A 14,869-nucleotide genomic window follows, 5' to 3' on the forward strand; every position below is an offset into this window, starting at 1 on the left:
TTACGCCGGTGAGGCCGGCGTCAGCTGCTTTCCACGCCCACGGTCAGTGTTCCCGCGTACCCCGCCGAGGTCGAACTCCCCAGCGCGGTAAGGGTGAGAAGGCCGGAGGCGGCGCCGCCCTCGTCGTAGATCGAGTCCTGGGCGAGGGTGGTGCGGGTGACCGTGTTGGCCGCGTAGGTCGAGAGCGCGGCGACCTTCGCGGTGATCGTCTCGTTGAAGAACAGCTGGCCGGTGTGGAGTTCCTGGCCGCCGGTGAACGAGCCGTCGGACGTGAGCGTGACGTTCGTGTGCACCTTGAGGTGGATGTGGACGCAGCGGCCCCGGTACCAACCGGGGTACACCGTGGTGATGTTGGCGACGCCGCTGGAGTTGGTCAGCACGCCGCCGCGCAGGAAGGTGCCGTTGTCCGGTTCGGAGTGGCCGTTGTTGCCGACGAAGCCGGAGTACTCGCCGAGGGCGTCGCAGTGCCAGATCTCCACGAGCGCGTTGCTCAGCGGCGCGCAGGTGTCGTCGTCGACGACGGTGAGGGCGAGCTTGAGCGGGATGCCGGTCTTCGTCTCGTGGATGTCGGCGCGGACGTACTGGCCGTCCAGGTAGTAGGGGCCTTCGGTCATCTCCTTCGTGAGGGTGCAGACGGCCGCTGCGGCGACGGGGGTGGTCGTGTCCGCGGTAGGGGCGGCGGATCCGGGCACGGCGGCGGCCACAGCCAGGGTGGCGGCGGTGGCGCCGGTCGCGATCAGTACGGTGCGGCGGCCGACCGAGGTGGGGGGAGTTTCCGAAATCTCTGTCATGGACACGGCAATCTAAAGAGGCTTGCTGTCCATGAGCTAGGGATTCGGCAAAGTGACGCTCCGTCAAGTCTGTTGTGAGACACAGAGCTTGCGCGGAGTTCAGCTCCAGCTCGCTGACGGCCAGCTCTGCTTGCCGAACGGCACCGGCCTTCCCATGTAGGCGTCCAGGACGATCCGGTCGCCCAGCGGCCGGTCCAGCGTGACCTTCACCTTCTTTTCGAGCATGACGGCGGCGCAGGCCCCCTCGTAGTCCCCGCCCGCGACGGTCGCGGAGAGCACCACGCTGCCGTCCGTCTCCAGAGCTTCCACACGCGGGCCGTCGTCGCAGGTCCCGTGATGCGCCACTACGGTGACGGTCCGCCCGTCCTCGGACACGTCCACCATCCTCTGGAGTTCGTAGAGTTCGGTGGGCGACTCCCCGAGCTGCCCGATCGGAGACTTCGGGAGCTTCGACGGTTCGACGGCGGCACGCTTCAGCGGCTCGTCGTACCCCTCCAGCGTGAACAGCCAGGCGGGTACGGTCGCCGGGCCACGACCGGTGGCCATGGTCATCTCCCCCAACTTGGCGCCGGTGACGGTGAGATGAGGCCCGTCGGAGCTGCCGTTGCGGCCCAGGGCGGTGTATGTCCGCCGCGCGTCCAGCAGGGGGAAGGTGAGCGAGCCGCCGCCCTCCCACTTCACCTGGCCCTTCTCCGGTGCGGTGGTGGGGAGTTGGCCGCTCAGTACGTAGTTCTTCAGGCCGAAGGCATGCTTGTCGGCGTCGCTGTGGAAGCCGTTGCCGGGAGCCTGGGCCGGTTCGCCCATCGGGTGGTAGCCGCTGCGCCACGCCTTGGCGGCCTCGGAACCGTCCCAGGCGCCGGCGACGTCCAGGGCGCGGCCCGCCGGCGGGGAGGGGCTGTCCGTGAAGTCGGGCGCGGTGCTGGTGTCCGCCTTCTCGCTGCCGCAACCGGCCGCGAACAGGGCGGTGGTGAGGGTGAGAACGAGGGCGAGTCGGGTCGTGGTGCGGGTGGTGTACGTACGCATGGGTCCCCCCGAAGCTGATGCTGTCGGGACTGTGACGCCTCGGGCCCGGGTTACGTTCGGTTGCGCGGTGAGACTGTCTCAGACCCTGACGGCGTACCCGACGAAGTCGGCCCAAGCGGCGGGGGAGAGGGCGAGTCGGGGACCGGCCTTGTCCTTGGAGTCCCGGATGTGGATGACGCCGGGGCAGGTGGCGACCTCTATGCAGTCGCCCTGGCTGCCGCTGCTGTAGCTGGACTTGAACCAGGTCAGGCTGGCCGACGTGCTCATAGTGATCCTCGCATTCGCTTCAGCAGGCCCCGCGAGTCCTCGGGGGTGAGTGCCTGCGAACGCAGTTTTGCATACCGATGGTGGAGGAGGCTGATCTCTTTCGAGTCGGAGATCAGGCGGCCGTTATTCTGCCCCTCCGAGTAGGCGAACCACTGGTTCTCCGGGGTCTCCAGGAGCTGCAACGGGCCGTCCAGGCCCGCGTGTACGGGCTGTCGCAGCGGCATGATCTGCACCTCCACGTTCCAGTGCCGGTCGATCATGTCGAGCAGGTGGTCGAGGAGTTCGCGCGTGACCTCCTCGCCGCCCGTCTGCCGCTCCAGCACCGACTGCTCGACGATGAAGCTGAACGCGCACATCGGCTTGCGCCGCGTCGACAGCAGCTCCTGGCGAGCCAGCCGTGCCGCGATCCGCTCGTTCAGCTCCTCCTCGTCCGGAATCGGCGGCACACTCAGCGACACGGCTCGCGAGTACGCCTCGGTCTGCAACAGGCCCGGCACCACCCGGCATTCATACGTGTACAGACTGATCGCCACCGCCTCCAGCCGCGCCCACTGCCTGAACCAGGCCGCCAGGCCCGGCTGCCGAGCCAGATGTGCCGCCGCCTTCCGCAACGCCCCCGTGTTGCCGAGGACCTCCTCCGCCCGCTCCACGAACACGGGATCCGGCATCCGACGCCCCTGCTCGATCGACGCCACCGTGTGCTTGGAGAACCGCACCAGTTCCGCGAACTCCTCCCTGCTCAGGCCGGCGTGCTCGCGCAGTGCCTGGACCACCGCCCCGAACGTCCGCAGGCTGTCCGACACCTCCGGCTCGCCGCCGCCGAACGTCCCCACCGTGCTGTCAGCCACCGTCGACCACCTCCCGCACATCCGCCCCGCCGGACCCACCCGATCCCTCCATGGTCACGTGCGGTGACGAGTACTGTCCAGTCCGTGACCGCGTACGCTGCCCCGGCGTACGCGGCTCCGACCTGGTGAAGTGGCCTTCCCGCCCGGCACATTGGGCCCATGAGCGCACCTTCGGCCCCTCAACACCCGGTTACCGTACGTATGTTCAGGCAGCGGCTGAGTGCCACCCCGCGTGGCGCCCGCCTCGCCCGGCACCTCGCGGTGGGTCAGCTGCACGCCTGGGGCATCCCGTACGGCTCGGACGTCTCCGAGGCCGTCGCGGTGATCGTCGCCGAGCTGGCCGCGAACGCCGTGACCCATGGACGCGTCCCCGGGCGGGACTTCGAGTTGCGGCTCGGGCTTGTCACGGGGAGCGTGCGCGTCGAGGTCACCGACAGCCGCAGCGGGCCGCGTCCGCCGGGCCCGAGGGACGTACGGGCCGCGCCGCCCCTGGCGGAGTTTGGGCATGGGCTGGTCGTCGTCGACGCGGTGGCGGACCGGTGGGAGGTGCTGGACCGGGATTCGCCGCCGGGGAAGACGGTGCTGGCCGAGGTGGACGTACCGGGGTGGCTGTCGCTCGTGAGGCGGCGGGTGCCGGAAGAGGGGTAGAGGGTGGCTCTCGTCGGCTGGATGATGGTGATCCATATCCGAGGGCGGAAGTTGGTGGGGTGGGGACGCTGGTCGAATTTGTCTTACTCGGGATTGGCGCGTGCGGAACACAGGTGCTGGCCCGTGCCGCGATCCGCAGACTGGCCGACAGTCGCCGCGCCGTATTGGCCGCATCAGGCACGGTCGGATTCCCGTGCCGTGTTTCCTGGGAGGCCGGCACCGGGAGGAAAGCGTTCGTGTACGGCAAGGTGGTGGCCAGCGCGGGCGCCGACGGCGAAATGGCCTTCTCCCGGCGGTGGAAGAAACCGGTGAAACTGCCCCGAAGTCAATGGGTCCATCGGGATGCGAGTTGGCGAGCCGGGCTGGTCAATCTGCGCTATGCCGCTCCGGGTAGGGGAGATGTCCGGATCCTGCTCGCCGAGCGGGACGCCGACACCCTTGAGGGCCTTCTGCGCGGTGCTGGATGACCGTCAACGGCGAGGCGACCGAGTTGGGGGCTCACCGGCCGTCACCGGCGAGCCCCCTGGCTGTTCCGGGCGGAGTTGAGGTAAAGGCGGGGCAGGTGATCTTTTCGTCCGCAATGGGAGGGACCGGGCGGCTGTGCTCGCCGACTCGCTTGGCGGCCGGGCGATCGAGCCCACCTGGATAACGATCACTGGCGTACGGCCTCGGCCCCGGACTGCTCCCCGAGGCGAGTGCTCAGCCCGCCTGCCCCATCCCCGCCGCGTTCGGCCAGCTCTGGGCGGCCGGCCAGCCCGTCGCGGGGGCCGGGGTGAGGCCCGGGCCGGTGGTGCCGCGGACCTGGGCGGCCGTGAGTCCGTTGCGGGCCGGGACGCCGGACGGGGTGGGCGGCTGCGGGACCATCGGTTGCTGGCCCATCGGCTGCTGAGGCTGCTGGGGTTGCTGCATCTGAGGCGGCTGCTGCTGCATCTGCATCTGCGGCTGGGGGATCTGGGGCTGCGGGACCGGCTGCGGTTGCTGCGGCTGCATGGGCGTCTGCATCTGCATGCCCTGGCCGCCGTAGCTCTGAGCGCCCCCGCCGCCGTAGCTCTGCTGCGCGGACATCGCCGCCGACATCTGCATGCCCGCGCCACCGGACTGCATGGCGGCCGGCATCTGCATGGGAGTCGGCATCTGCATCGGCGCGGCCATGGGGGTCGGCATGCCGGTACCGGCTGCCGCGGCGGCTGCGAAACCGCCGGGCATACCGGTACCGAGGGCCTGAGCGGCTAGGCCCGGCATACCGCCCCCGTTGGTGGCACTGACCAGCCTGTCCACCGCCGCCGTGCCCGAGCTGTAGTTGGTCCCTGCACTCAGCTCGGGTACGGCGGCTCCCTTCCTGGTCCCGTAGAGCACCTGTTCCAGGCCGGACACCAGGCGACGTACGTCCACCTGGGGGCGCACCACGAGGCGCAGGAAGCGACTGGACGAGCCGATCTTGTTGCCGCACTCGCGGACCAGGATGCGATGCTCGGTGAGCATCCGGTCCCGGACCACGGTGCCCTCGGCGCCGACGGGAAGGCGCACGAAGAGGAAGTTGCCCTGGGACGGGTAGACCGTCAGGCCGGGCAGGGAGGAGAGCTGGCTCGCCATGTCGAGGCGGTCACGGCGCACCTGGTGGAGGCTCTGCATGTACTCCTGGCCGTGCTCCTTGAGCATGAACACCACGTACTCGGCGAAGGCGTTGAGGTTCCACTTCGGCAGCATCGAACGGACGCGGCCCGCGAGCGACGGGTTGGCGACCATGTAGCCGAAGCGGATGCCGTGCAGACCGAAGTTCTTGCCGAGGCTGCGCAGGACGATCACGTTGGGGCGGATCATCGCCTCCTGCACGACGCTCGGTTCGGCCTCCGCGTCGGCGAACTCCAGGAACGACTCGTCGATGATGATCAGGTCGAGGTCGGCCATCGCGTCCATGAACTGCACCAGCGCGTGCTTGTGCAGGAAGCCGCCGTCGGGGTTGTTCGGGTTGCAGATGACGGCGACCCGGGTGCCGCGCGCCCGGATGAACTCGGCGTACTGGGCGAGGTCGAGGTTGAATCCGCTGGACTCCTGGAGCGGGAACATGTCGACCCGCTTGCCGGTCTCCATGGGCTGGTCGGTCCAGCGGCCGAAGGTGGGGACGGGGACGGCGAGGGACTCACGGACCAGCAAGTGGTCGATCCACGTGATCAGTTCGGTCGAGCCGTTGCCCATCGCCACTGCCTGCGGCGGCAGTTGGAGCAGATTGCACAGCTCGGCGGTGATCGTGTCGGCGCTGCTCGGGTAGTACGTGATGATGTCACGCAGCCGCGCCGACATGGTGTCCATCATGGCCGGAGTGGGGAAGTAGGGGTTACACGGGATACAGAAGTCGACCGGGCCGGTCCCGTCGCTCTCTCGCGCGAGCGCAGCCATCGAGGGGCTGTGCGCCGCCGTGCTGCGAAAGAGCGAGGTGACGTTGTCGGCCATGGAACCTCCGTATGTGGCGGACCCGTTGGGGAGGACGGGTCCTCCAGTTCTGGGTGGCCCGCGCGGGGGAGCACGGGCCACACCTGAATACGGATGGCTGTGAGGCGCTGTTCAACCGCTGTGGTTTCCACAGAAAATTGTGAAGCTCCTGTGAAACCGATCACTCGGGACGGGCTCGATCGGTCAGCTGCCGAACGAGTGGACCGTCGTCGTGCGGTAGGTCTCGCCCGGGCGCAGCACCGTGGACGGGAAGTCCGGCCGGTTCGGTGAGTCCGGGTGGTGCTGGGTCTCCAGGCACAGCGCGTCGCCCTGGCGGTGGACGGTGCCGCCGGTGCCGACGAGGGTGGCGTCGAGGAAGTTGCCCGAGTAGAACTGCAGGCCCGGTTCGGTGGTCGCGATCCGCAACGTGCGGCCGGACACCGGGTCCCTGAGGGTGGCGACGTGCTCGGGCTCCGCGGTGACGCCCTTGTCGAGCACCCAGTTGTGGTCGAACCCCTTGGCGTACAGCAACTGTCGGTCGGCCGTACGGAGGTCGGCGCCGACCGTCTTGGGCGTCCGGAAGTCGAAGGGCGTGCCCGCGACCTCGGCCAACTCGCCGGTGGGGATGAGGCCGGCGTCGACGGGGGTGTAGCGGGCGGCGGCGATCTCCAGCTCGTGGCCGCCGACCGAGCCGGCGCTCTCTCCGGCCAGGTTCCAGTAGACGTGACTGGTGAGGTTGACGACGGTGACCTTGTCGGTGGTGGCCTCGTAGTCGATGCGCCAGTCGCCGTGCTCGGTGAGGGTGTAGGTGACCTTCGTCCGCAGGGTGCCGGGGAAGCCCATCTCGCCGTCGGCGCCGGCGAGTCGGAGGACCAGGCCCACGTCGGACCCGTCGGTGAAGGGCTCGATGTCCCACACCTGCTTGTCGAAGCCCTCGGCGCCCCCGTGCAGGCTGTTCTCGCCGTCGTTGACCGACAGTTGGTGGACCGTGCCGTCCAGCGTGAACCGGCCCTTGCCGATGCGGTTGCCGTACCGGCCGATCAGGGCGCCGAAGTAGGGGCTGCCGGCGACGTAGTCCTCGATGGTGCCGAAGCCGAGGGAGACGTTGGCGTACCGGCCCTCGCTGTCCGGGATCTCCAGGGACTGCACGGTCCCGCCGTACGACAGGACCTTCAGACGGGTGCCGCCGTTCTCCAGCGACCAGCGGTGGACCGCCGTCCCGTCGGAGAGTTTGCCGAAGAGTTCCTTCACCGGGTGCTTCACCGGGTTCCTGCCTCTCGTGCTCGTGCTCGTGCGAAAAGCCGAAGGGCCCCGCGGACGCAGTGTCCGCGAGGCCCCCTCAGGACCTGCTTACGAACCGACCTTGCGCTTGTTCCACACGTCGAACCCGACCGCGGCCAGCAGGGCGAGGCCCTTGATGACCTGCTGCCAGTCGGTGCCGACGCTGAGGAGGTTCATACCGTTGTTCAGTACGCCGAGGACGAGACCACCGATGATCGCGCCGAGGACGGTGCCGACACCGCCGCTCATGGACGCGCCGCCGATGAACGACGAGGCGATCGCCTCGAGTTCGAAGTTGAGGCCCGCCTTCGGAGACGCGGCGTTCAGACGGGCGGCGACCACCAGACCCGCCAGGGCGGCGAGCACACCCATGTTCAGGAAGACGAGGAAGGTGACCTTCTTGTCCTTGACGCCGGACAGCTTCGCGGCCGGCAGGTTGCCGCCGATCGCGTAGATGTGACGGCCGAAGACCGCGTTGCGCATGACGTAGCCGTAGCCGACCACCAGTACGGCCAGGACGATCAGGATGATCGGCGCGCCCTTGTAGCTGGCGAGCAGCATCGTGACCGTGAGGATCGCGGCGACGATGGCGACGAGCTTGAGTATGAAGAGGTTCCTGGGCGCCACTTCGAGCGCGAACTCCTGCTGCCGCTTGCGGTCGCGGATCTCCTGGATGACCGAGAAGGCGATCAGCGTGAAGCCCAGCAGCAGCGTGAGGTTGTGGTAGTTGGTGTCCGGGCCGACCTCAGGCAGGAAGCCGTTGCCCATCTTCTGGAGACCGTCCGGGAACGGGCCGAGCGTCTGCCCCTTCAGGAGCATCTCCGTCAGACCGCGGAAGATCAGCATGCCCGCGAGGGTGACGATGAAGGAGGGGATGCCGAAGTACGCGATGAGGAAGCCCTGCGCCGCGCCGGCCGCCGCGCCGATGGCCAGGCACAGCAGCAGCGCGAGAGGCCACGCCATGTCGTGCTGCACCATCAGCACGGCCGCGAAGGAGCCGGTGAACGCCGTGAGGGAGCCGACCGACAGGTCGATGTGACCCGCGATGATCACCAGCATCATGCCGATCGCGAGGATCAGGATGTAGCTGTTCTGGAGCACCAGGTTGGAGACGTTGCGCGGCAGCAGCAGGTCGCCGTCGGTCCACACCTGGAACAGGACCACTATCAGGCCGAGGGCGAGCAGCATGCCGTACTGGCGCATGTTGCGGCGCAGGCCGTCCAGCACCAGCCGGAACAGTCCGCCGCCGGAGGCGGACCCGCCGCTCTTGCCGGGCGGCGCGTCGGCCGGGCTCTTGGTCACATCGGTGCTCATCGCGTTACCTCTTTGTCCTTCGTCATCTGACGCATCAGCACTTCCTGCGTGGCCTCGGCACGCGAGAACTCGCCCGTGAGCCGTCCGGCGGCCATGGTGTAGATGCGGTCGCACATACCGAGCAGTTCGGGCAGCTCGGAGGAAATGAAGACGACCGCCTTGCCCTCGGCGGCCAGTTGGTCGATGACCGTGTAGATCTCGTACTTGGCGCCGACGTCGATACCGCGCGTCGGCTCGTCCAGGATCAGCACGTCAGGACCCGCGAAGATCCACTTGCTGAGGACGACCTTCTGCTGGTTGCCGCCGGAGAGCTTGCCGACCCGCTCGAACACGGTCGGGGCCTTGATGTTCATGGACTTGCGGAAGCTTTCGGCGACCTTCCGCTCCTCCTGCTCGTCGACGATGCCGCGCTTGGCCACCTTGCCCAGTGCGGTGAGCGAGATGTTGCGGTTGATCGTGTCGATGAGGTTGAGGCCGTAGTGCTTGCGGTCCTCCGTGACGTAGGCGATACCGTTGTCGACCGCCTCCGCGACGGACTTCGTCCGGATCTCCTTGCCGTCCTTGAGGACCGTGCCGCCCGCGTACCGGCCGTAGGAGCGCCCGAAGACGCTCATCGCGAGCTCGGTGCGGCCGGCGCCCATCAGGCCCGCGATGCCGACGATCTCCCCGCGCCGCACCTGGATGGACACGTCGTCGACGACCTTGCGCTGCTGGTCGATCGGGTGGTGCACGGTCCAGTCGCGGATCTCCAGGGCCGGGGCCGCGCCCTCCTCCGGGTGGTGCGGAGTGCGCTCCGGGAAGCGGTGGTCGAGATCGCGGCCCACCATGCCGCTGATGATCCGGTCCTCGGTCGTCTCCGCCGATTTCACGTCGAGCGTCTCGATGGAGTGCCCGTCGCGGATGATCGTCACCGAGTCCGCCACCTTGCGGATCTCGTTGAGCTTGTGGGAGATGATGATCGAGGTGATGCCCTGATCCTTCAACTCCAGGATCAGATCGAGGAGTTTGTCGCTGTCCTCGTCGTTCAGGGCCGCCGTCGGCTCGTCGAGGATGAGGAGCTTCACCTTCTTCGACAGCGCCTTCGCGATCTCCACGAGCTGCTGCTTGCCCACACCGATGTCGGCGACGCGGGTCTCCGGGTGGTCGCTCAGACCCACCCGGCGCAGCAGTTCCGTGGCATGCCCGAGGGTCTGCCGCCAGTCGATGAACCCGCCCTTGGCGTGCTCGTTGCCGAGGAAGATGTTCTCCGCGAGGGAGAGGTACGGCGACAGCGCCAGCTCCTGGTGGATGATGACGATGCCGTGCTGCTCGCTCGCCCGGATGTCCTTGAAGGAGCAGATCTCTCCCTCGAAAAGGATGTCCCCCTCGTAGCTGCCGTGCGGATGGACGCCGGAGAGCACCTTCATCAAGGTGGACTTTCCGGCGCCGTTCTCACCGCAGATGGCGTGGACCTCGCCCTGCCGGACGGTCAGTGAGACGTCCGACAGCGCTTTGACACCGGGAAAGGTCTTGACGATCGAGCGCATTTCCAGGACGGGTCCCGCCATGGTCTTGCCTTCCAATCCTTAAGGTTCGACGCTTACTTGAGCTGGTCGGCCGTGTAGTAACCGTCGTCGACGAGTTCCTTCTCGTAGTTCGACTTGTCGACGCTGACCGGCTGCAGCAGGTAGGCGGGGACGACCTTGGTGCCGTTGTCGTACGACTTGGTGTCGTTGATCTCGGGCTTCTTGCCGTTGAGCGTGTCGTCGACCATGTCCGTCGCGACCTGGGCGAGCTTGCGCAGGTCCTTGTAGACCGTCATCGACTGCTGGCCGGCGATGATCGACTTCACCGAGGCCAGCTCGGCGTCCTGGCCGGAGATGACCGGCAGGGGCTTGGCCTTGGTGCCGTAGCCGTCCGACTTCAGCGCGGCGATGATGCCGATGGAGATGCCGTCGTAGGGCGAGAGGACCGCGTCGACCCGGCCGCTCGTGTACGTCGAGGTGAGCAGGTCCTCCATGCGCTTCTGGGCGGTGGCACCGTCCCAGCGCAGCGTGGTGACCTTGGTGAGCTCGGTCTGACCGGACTTGACGACCAGCTTCTTGCTGTCGATGTACGGCTGGAGCACGCTCATCGCGCCGTTGAAGAAGTACTTGGTGTTGTTGTCGTCGTTGGAGCCGGCGAACAGCTCGATGTTGAACGGGCCCTTGCCGCTGGCCAGGCCGAGCTTGTCGGCGAGGTAGGTGGCCTGGAGCTTGCCGACCTTCTCGTTGTCGAAGGACGCGTAGTAGTCGACGTTCTTCGTGCCGAGGATCAGGCGGTCGTAGGAGATGACCGGGATCTTGGCGTCGGCGGCCTGCTGGAGCACGTTGTTCAGGGACTTGTTGTCGATGGCGGCGATGATCAGCGCCTTGACGCCCTGCGTGATCAGGTTCTCGATCTGCGAGACCTGCTGGTCGGGGTCGTCCTCCCCGTAGACCAGCTTGGTCTTGTAGCCCTTGGCCTTGAGGTCCTTCACGACGTTGGCGCCGTCGGTGATCCAGCGCTCGGAGGACTTGGTCGGCATCGCGATGCCGATCGTCCCGCCCTTGGCGCTGTCCGTGGAGGCGTCGCTGCCACCCTCGCTGCTCTGGCCACAGGCGGTGAGCGAGAGCGCGAGGGCGGCGGAGGAGGCTATGGCGGAAAGTGCGGCTCTGCGAGTACGCATGATCATCATCCTTGATGTCTTGATGTCTTGAAGTCTTGAAGCCTGGAGCGAGCTGTCCGGGGCGCCCGCTGAGCGGAGCGGGACGGGACAGAGATGGGACAGACGAGTCGTGTCGGAGTCTGTGCGACTGCGTCGGCTTTTGTTAAGGGCGTTGTCCGTAACGTTATGCAGGTGTTTCGAACCGCTTAAGATCGCCGGGCAGTCGCGAGCCGAGCGGCGCCATGTCGCCGTCCGCTCCGTGGCGTGCGAGCAGGTCCAGGGCGAGCCGGCCGCGCCGCACTCTTTCCTTGGCCGTGTTCAGGGCCAGATCCCGCATGTGGTTCCCGTAGGGGTAGATCCCGGGAGCCTTGGACAGCCCGAACTTCAGGTAGAGCGGTGCGCCGCGCCGGATCAGCTCGGCGACCTCGTACATCCGGATGTAGCCGCCCAGATCGTCGGGGGCCTCGATGTACATGTCCATGGGAGCGGCGGAAACCCGCCGGATCTCGGTGAGGTGATCGAGCGTCAGGTCGCTCGGCACGTTGATCGAGTCACCGCCGAGGTTCTCGTACACGGCGTACGCGGCCGGGTTCACCGGGCCGATCAGCGCCGACACCTTCAGCGTCGTCCCGGCCGGGATGATCCCCGCGAGCCGCGCGCGGTGCAGGGCCCACAGCACGCCCTCGTCGGCGACGAGCAGGCACTGCACGCCCAGCTCGGTCGCGCGCACCGCGTCCTCGACACAGCCGGCGACCGCGTCGTGGCCCCGGGCGCGCAGCCCGCCGCCCTTGGAGTCGGTACGGGTGGAGCCGCCGATGTCCCAGGTGCCGCGCGGACCGGTGAACAGGCAGAGCTCGATGTCACGCTCGGCGGTCGCCTCGACCATCTCGGTGATCTCGGCGTCGGTCAGCATCCAGACACCGCTGCCCTGGCTGACCCGGTGGATCGGCACGTCGAGCCGCGAGGACTCCTTGAGGACCACACCGAGGGCCTCGGGACCCTCCACGGAGGGCACCTCGGTACGCCAGCGGCCGCCGCCGGGGAAGGAGTGCGGAGAGGCGTCGGAGGGATCGAGGGCGGGCGCGCCCAGGCCGAGCGCGGCGAGCGCCGGCTCTCCGGGGCGTCGGGCTGCGGAGGCGGTGGTGTCGGTCACAGTCTGTCCTTCAGGATCGGCAGGTCCGGCGGATTCGCGAGGTCCGGCAGGTTCAGCAAGTTCGGTATTTCGGACAAGGTTCGCGGCTCTGGTTGCACAAGACTTTGGATGTACGCCGGTACGGAGTCGTCAGGTACCCCGTACCGGCGTACGGCTCAGGGGTGTGTCATGGCCGGAGCAGGACCTTTCCGACCTTCGGGTCGCCCGACCCCACCAGCTCGATGGCCTGCGGAAACTCCTCCAACGGCAGCTCGTGTGTGACGAGCGGCAGCGGGTCGAGGAGCCCGGCCCCGAAGACCCGCACCGTGTGCGCCCAGGCATCCGGCGCCGCACCGAACACGGTGTGCACCTCCAGCTGCCGTACGACGAGATCAGTCGGGTCGAGCCCGTCCGCACCCGCCGCCGGGATCCCCGTGAGGACCAGCCGGCCGCCGCGCCGCAGCAGGGCGGCGGCGGTGACCGCCGCGTCCGCGGACCCGGCGGTCTCGATGACGACGTCGAAGTCGCCGGGGAGTTCCTGGTCCTTCGTGAGGAAGGCCGTGGCACCGAACCTCTTCGACAGCTCGGCCCGGTCCGGACGTGTCCCCACGACCAGCAGCTCGGACGGCGAGCCCGCCTTCAGGAACTGAATGGCGAACATCCCGAGCGTGCCCGTGCCCACCACGGCGACCCGCTCACCCGGAACGGCGTTCGCCTTGAGCGCGGCGGCCGCGATGCACGCGGCCGGCTCCAGCAGCGCCGCCGCCGTGAGATCCGCGTCCTCGGGCAGAACGTGCAGCAGACGGGCGGGCAGCGTCAGGGTGGTGGCCATCGCGCCGGGCTCGGTGAACCCGGTCTCCTCGTACCCGGCCGTGCACAGCGTGGTCTCGCCCGCGTGACAGCGGTCGCACACCTGGCAGTTGCGGAAACCCTCGCCGACCACCTTGCGGCCTACGAGAGTCGAAGGAACCCCCGCCCCGACCGCAGCGACCGTGCCGGACCACTCGTGACCCGGCGTGAGGGGGTAACGGACGTACCCCTCCGGCCTGTTGCCCTGGTAGACCTCGCGGTCGCTGCCGCAGATCCCGACGGCGTGAACCCGTACGAGGGCCTCGCCGGGCTCCGGCTGACGAGGTTCGTGCGGCACCACTCGGTGCACGCCCGGAGCCTCGATCACCACGGTGCTGCTCACTCGGTCCCCTTGGGCTTGCGCTGCTCCCAGCCCTCTGCCCAGAGGTCGAACCGCGCCTGCTGCTGCGGGAACTCCGCCGCCGCGTCCACGTCCAGCTCGACACCGAGGCCGGGCTTGTCGGAGAGGTGGAAGTAGCCGTCCACGACCTCCGGGGCGCCCTTGACGACCTTCTTGATCTCCGCGTCCGCGAAGTCGTTGAAGTGCTCGAGGATCTTGAAGTTCGGGGAGGTGAAGCCGACCTGGAGGGAGGCCGCGGTCAGGACCGGTCCGCCCACGTTGTGCGGCGCGACCAGCGTGTAGTGGGTCTCGGCGGTCGCGGCCAGCTTGCGGGTCTCCCAGATGCCGCCGATGTGGCCGACGTCGGGCTGGATGATGTCCACGGCCTGGCTCTCGAAGAGCTCCCGGAACTCGATCCGGTCGTGGATCCGCTCACCCGTGGCGACCGGGATGTCGACCTTGGCGGCGACCTTCTCCAGCGCCTTCAGGTTCTCCGGCGGGCACGGCTCCTCCAGCCACGCGGGCTTGAAGGGCGCCAGGTCCTTGGCGAGACGGACGGCGGTGGACGGCGAGAAGCGGCCGTGCATCTCCAGCATCAGCTCGGCGTCCGGCCCGATGGCGTCACGAACGGCCTCGATCAGCGAGACGGCGTACATGCTCTGCTCGTGGTCCAGCTCGAAGTGGCCGGTCCCGAAGGGGTCGATCTTGAGCGCCTTGTAACCGCGCTCCATGACCCCCTGCGCCGCCTTGTGGTACGCCTCCGGGGTGCGCTCGGTGGTGTACCAGCCGTTGGCGTACGCCTTGACCTTGTCGGTGACCTTGCCGCCGAGCAGCTGCCACACCGGGACGCCGAGGGCCTTGCCCTTGATGTCCCAGCAGGCCATCTCGATCACGGCGATGCCCGACATCACGATCTCGCCGGCCCGGCCGTAGTCGCCGTACTTCATGCGCTTGACCAGATCCTCGACAGCGAACGGGTCGGAGCCGAGAATGTGATTGGTCTGCGCCTCGTGCAGATAGCCGAGCAGCGCGTCGGTGTGGCCCAGCATGCGGGTCTCGCCGACGCCGGTGAGCCCCTCGTCGGTGTGCACCTGGACGTAGGTCAGGTTCCGCCACGGCGTACCGACCACGTGCGTGCTGATTCCCGTGATGCGCACGGTACTCCCTCGTCCTCTTGGTCTGTTCGAGATTTCGTCACTTGTTCGAAATGCTGTCGCGACAGTAAGGATGCTTCGGGCAGAGTGTCAATGGGTCGAACCAACAACCCTGCGCGTGTCTTGG

14 protein-coding genes are annotated in these 14,869 nt (G+C 68.0%); 2 read left to right on the forward strand and 12 right to left on the reverse strand.

What is annotated here, in order from left to right:
- Window positions 1-20: 20 nt before the first annotated feature.
- The 4 genes from STRTUCAR8_RS06055 to STRTUCAR8_RS06070 all read right to left on the reverse strand — a co-directional run bounded on the left by STRTUCAR8_RS06055 (window position 21) and on the right by STRTUCAR8_RS06070 (window position 2,950).
- A complete protein-coding gene (locus tag STRTUCAR8_RS06055) occupies window positions 21-791 on the reverse strand; it encodes an intradiol ring-cleavage dioxygenase (RefSeq protein WP_044471710.1) in 771 nt (256 codons plus the stop codon).
- Window positions 792-890: 99 nt separating this feature from the next.
- Window positions 891-1,814 carry a hypothetical protein gene (locus STRTUCAR8_RS06060; protein WP_006374611.1) on the reverse strand — a complete coding sequence of 308 codons (924 nt, stop codon included), beginning with the start codon at window positions 1,812-1,814 and terminating at the stop codon, window positions 891-893.
- A gap of 78 nt (window positions 1,815-1,892) precedes the next feature.
- Window positions 1,893-2,081 (reverse strand): DUF397 domain-containing protein, encoded by a 189-nt coding sequence (locus tag STRTUCAR8_RS06065; protein WP_006374652.1) that lies wholly within the window; start codon window positions 2,079-2,081, stop codon window positions 1,893-1,895.
- Complete coding sequence (locus STRTUCAR8_RS06070; protein ID WP_044471711.1) at window positions 2,078-2,950, reverse strand: helix-turn-helix domain-containing protein; 873 nt, start codon at window positions 2,948-2,950, stop codon at window positions 2,078-2,080. Before STRTUCAR8_RS06070 ends, STRTUCAR8_RS06065 begins: the two co-directional genes overlap by 4 nt.
- A 138-nt stretch (window positions 2,951-3,088) precedes the next feature.
- Here STRTUCAR8_RS06070 and STRTUCAR8_RS06075 point away from each other — a divergent pair, with 138 nt between their 5' ends.
- Complete coding sequence (locus STRTUCAR8_RS06075) at window positions 3,089-3,577, forward strand: ATP-binding protein (protein ID WP_044471712.1); 489 nt, start codon at window positions 3,089-3,091, stop codon at window positions 3,575-3,577.
- Window positions 3,578-3,636: 59 nt separating this feature from the next.
- On the forward strand, window positions 3,637-4,044 hold the full coding sequence (locus tag STRTUCAR8_RS52345) for a hypothetical protein (protein WP_143666495.1): 408 nt from the start codon (window positions 3,637-3,639) through the stop codon (window positions 4,042-4,044).
- Between the two features lie 232 nt (window positions 4,045-4,276).
- Here the strand turns inward: STRTUCAR8_RS52345 and STRTUCAR8_RS06080 are convergent, their stop codons facing one another.
- The 8 genes from STRTUCAR8_RS06080 to STRTUCAR8_RS06115 all read right to left on the reverse strand — a co-directional run bounded on the left by STRTUCAR8_RS06080 (window position 4,277) and on the right by STRTUCAR8_RS06115 (window position 14,745).
- A complete protein-coding gene (locus STRTUCAR8_RS06080) occupies window positions 4,277-6,028 on the reverse strand; it encodes a pyridoxal phosphate-dependent aminotransferase (protein WP_006374638.1) in 1,752 nt (583 codons plus the stop codon).
- Between the two features lie 183 nt (window positions 6,029-6,211).
- Window positions 6,212-7,330 carry an aldose epimerase family protein gene (locus tag STRTUCAR8_RS06085; RefSeq protein ID WP_044471713.1) on the reverse strand — a complete coding sequence of 373 codons (1,119 nt, stop codon included), beginning with the start codon at window positions 7,328-7,330 and terminating at the stop codon, window positions 6,212-6,214.
- A gap of 27 nt (window positions 7,331-7,357) precedes the next feature.
- Window positions 7,358-8,602, reverse strand: a complete 1,245-nt coding sequence (gene mmsB, locus STRTUCAR8_RS06090) for a multiple monosaccharide ABC transporter permease (protein WP_044471714.1) — start codon at window positions 8,600-8,602, stop codon at window positions 7,358-7,360.
- Window positions 8,599-10,149: a multiple monosaccharide ABC transporter ATP-binding protein gene (mmsA, locus tag STRTUCAR8_RS06095; RefSeq protein WP_006374631.1), complete on the reverse strand. Its 1,551-nt coding sequence runs from the start codon at window positions 10,147-10,149 to the stop codon at window positions 8,599-8,601. Before mmsA ends, mmsB begins: the two co-directional genes overlap by 4 nt.
- A gap of 32 nt (window positions 10,150-10,181) precedes the next feature.
- On the reverse strand, window positions 10,182-11,288 hold the full coding sequence (chvE, locus tag STRTUCAR8_RS06100; protein ID WP_006374609.1) for a multiple monosaccharide ABC transporter substrate-binding protein: 1,107 nt from the start codon (window positions 11,286-11,288) through the stop codon (window positions 10,182-10,184).
- Window positions 11,289-11,451: 163 nt separating this feature from the next.
- Entirely contained in the window at window positions 11,452-12,420 is a 969-nt protein-coding gene (locus STRTUCAR8_RS06105; RefSeq protein ID WP_006374649.1) for a hypothetical protein, read from the reverse strand.
- A 166-nt stretch (window positions 12,421-12,586) separates the two neighbouring features.
- Window positions 12,587-13,591: a zinc-dependent alcohol dehydrogenase gene (locus STRTUCAR8_RS06110; RefSeq protein WP_044471715.1), complete on the reverse strand. Its 1,005-nt coding sequence runs from the start codon at window positions 13,589-13,591 to the stop codon at window positions 12,587-12,589.
- Window positions 13,588-14,745 (reverse strand): mandelate racemase/muconate lactonizing enzyme family protein, encoded by a 1,158-nt coding sequence (locus STRTUCAR8_RS06115; protein ID WP_006374641.1) that lies wholly within the window; start codon window positions 14,743-14,745, stop codon window positions 13,588-13,590. Before STRTUCAR8_RS06115 ends, STRTUCAR8_RS06110 begins: the two co-directional genes overlap by 4 nt.
- Between the last annotated feature and the right edge of the window lie 124 nt (window positions 14,746-14,869).

Origin of the sequence: Streptomyces turgidiscabies Car8 (assembly GCF_000331005.1) — a bacterium.
Taxonomy (GTDB): domain Bacteria; phylum Actinomycetota; class Actinomycetes; order Streptomycetales; family Streptomycetaceae; genus Streptomyces; species Streptomyces turgidiscabies.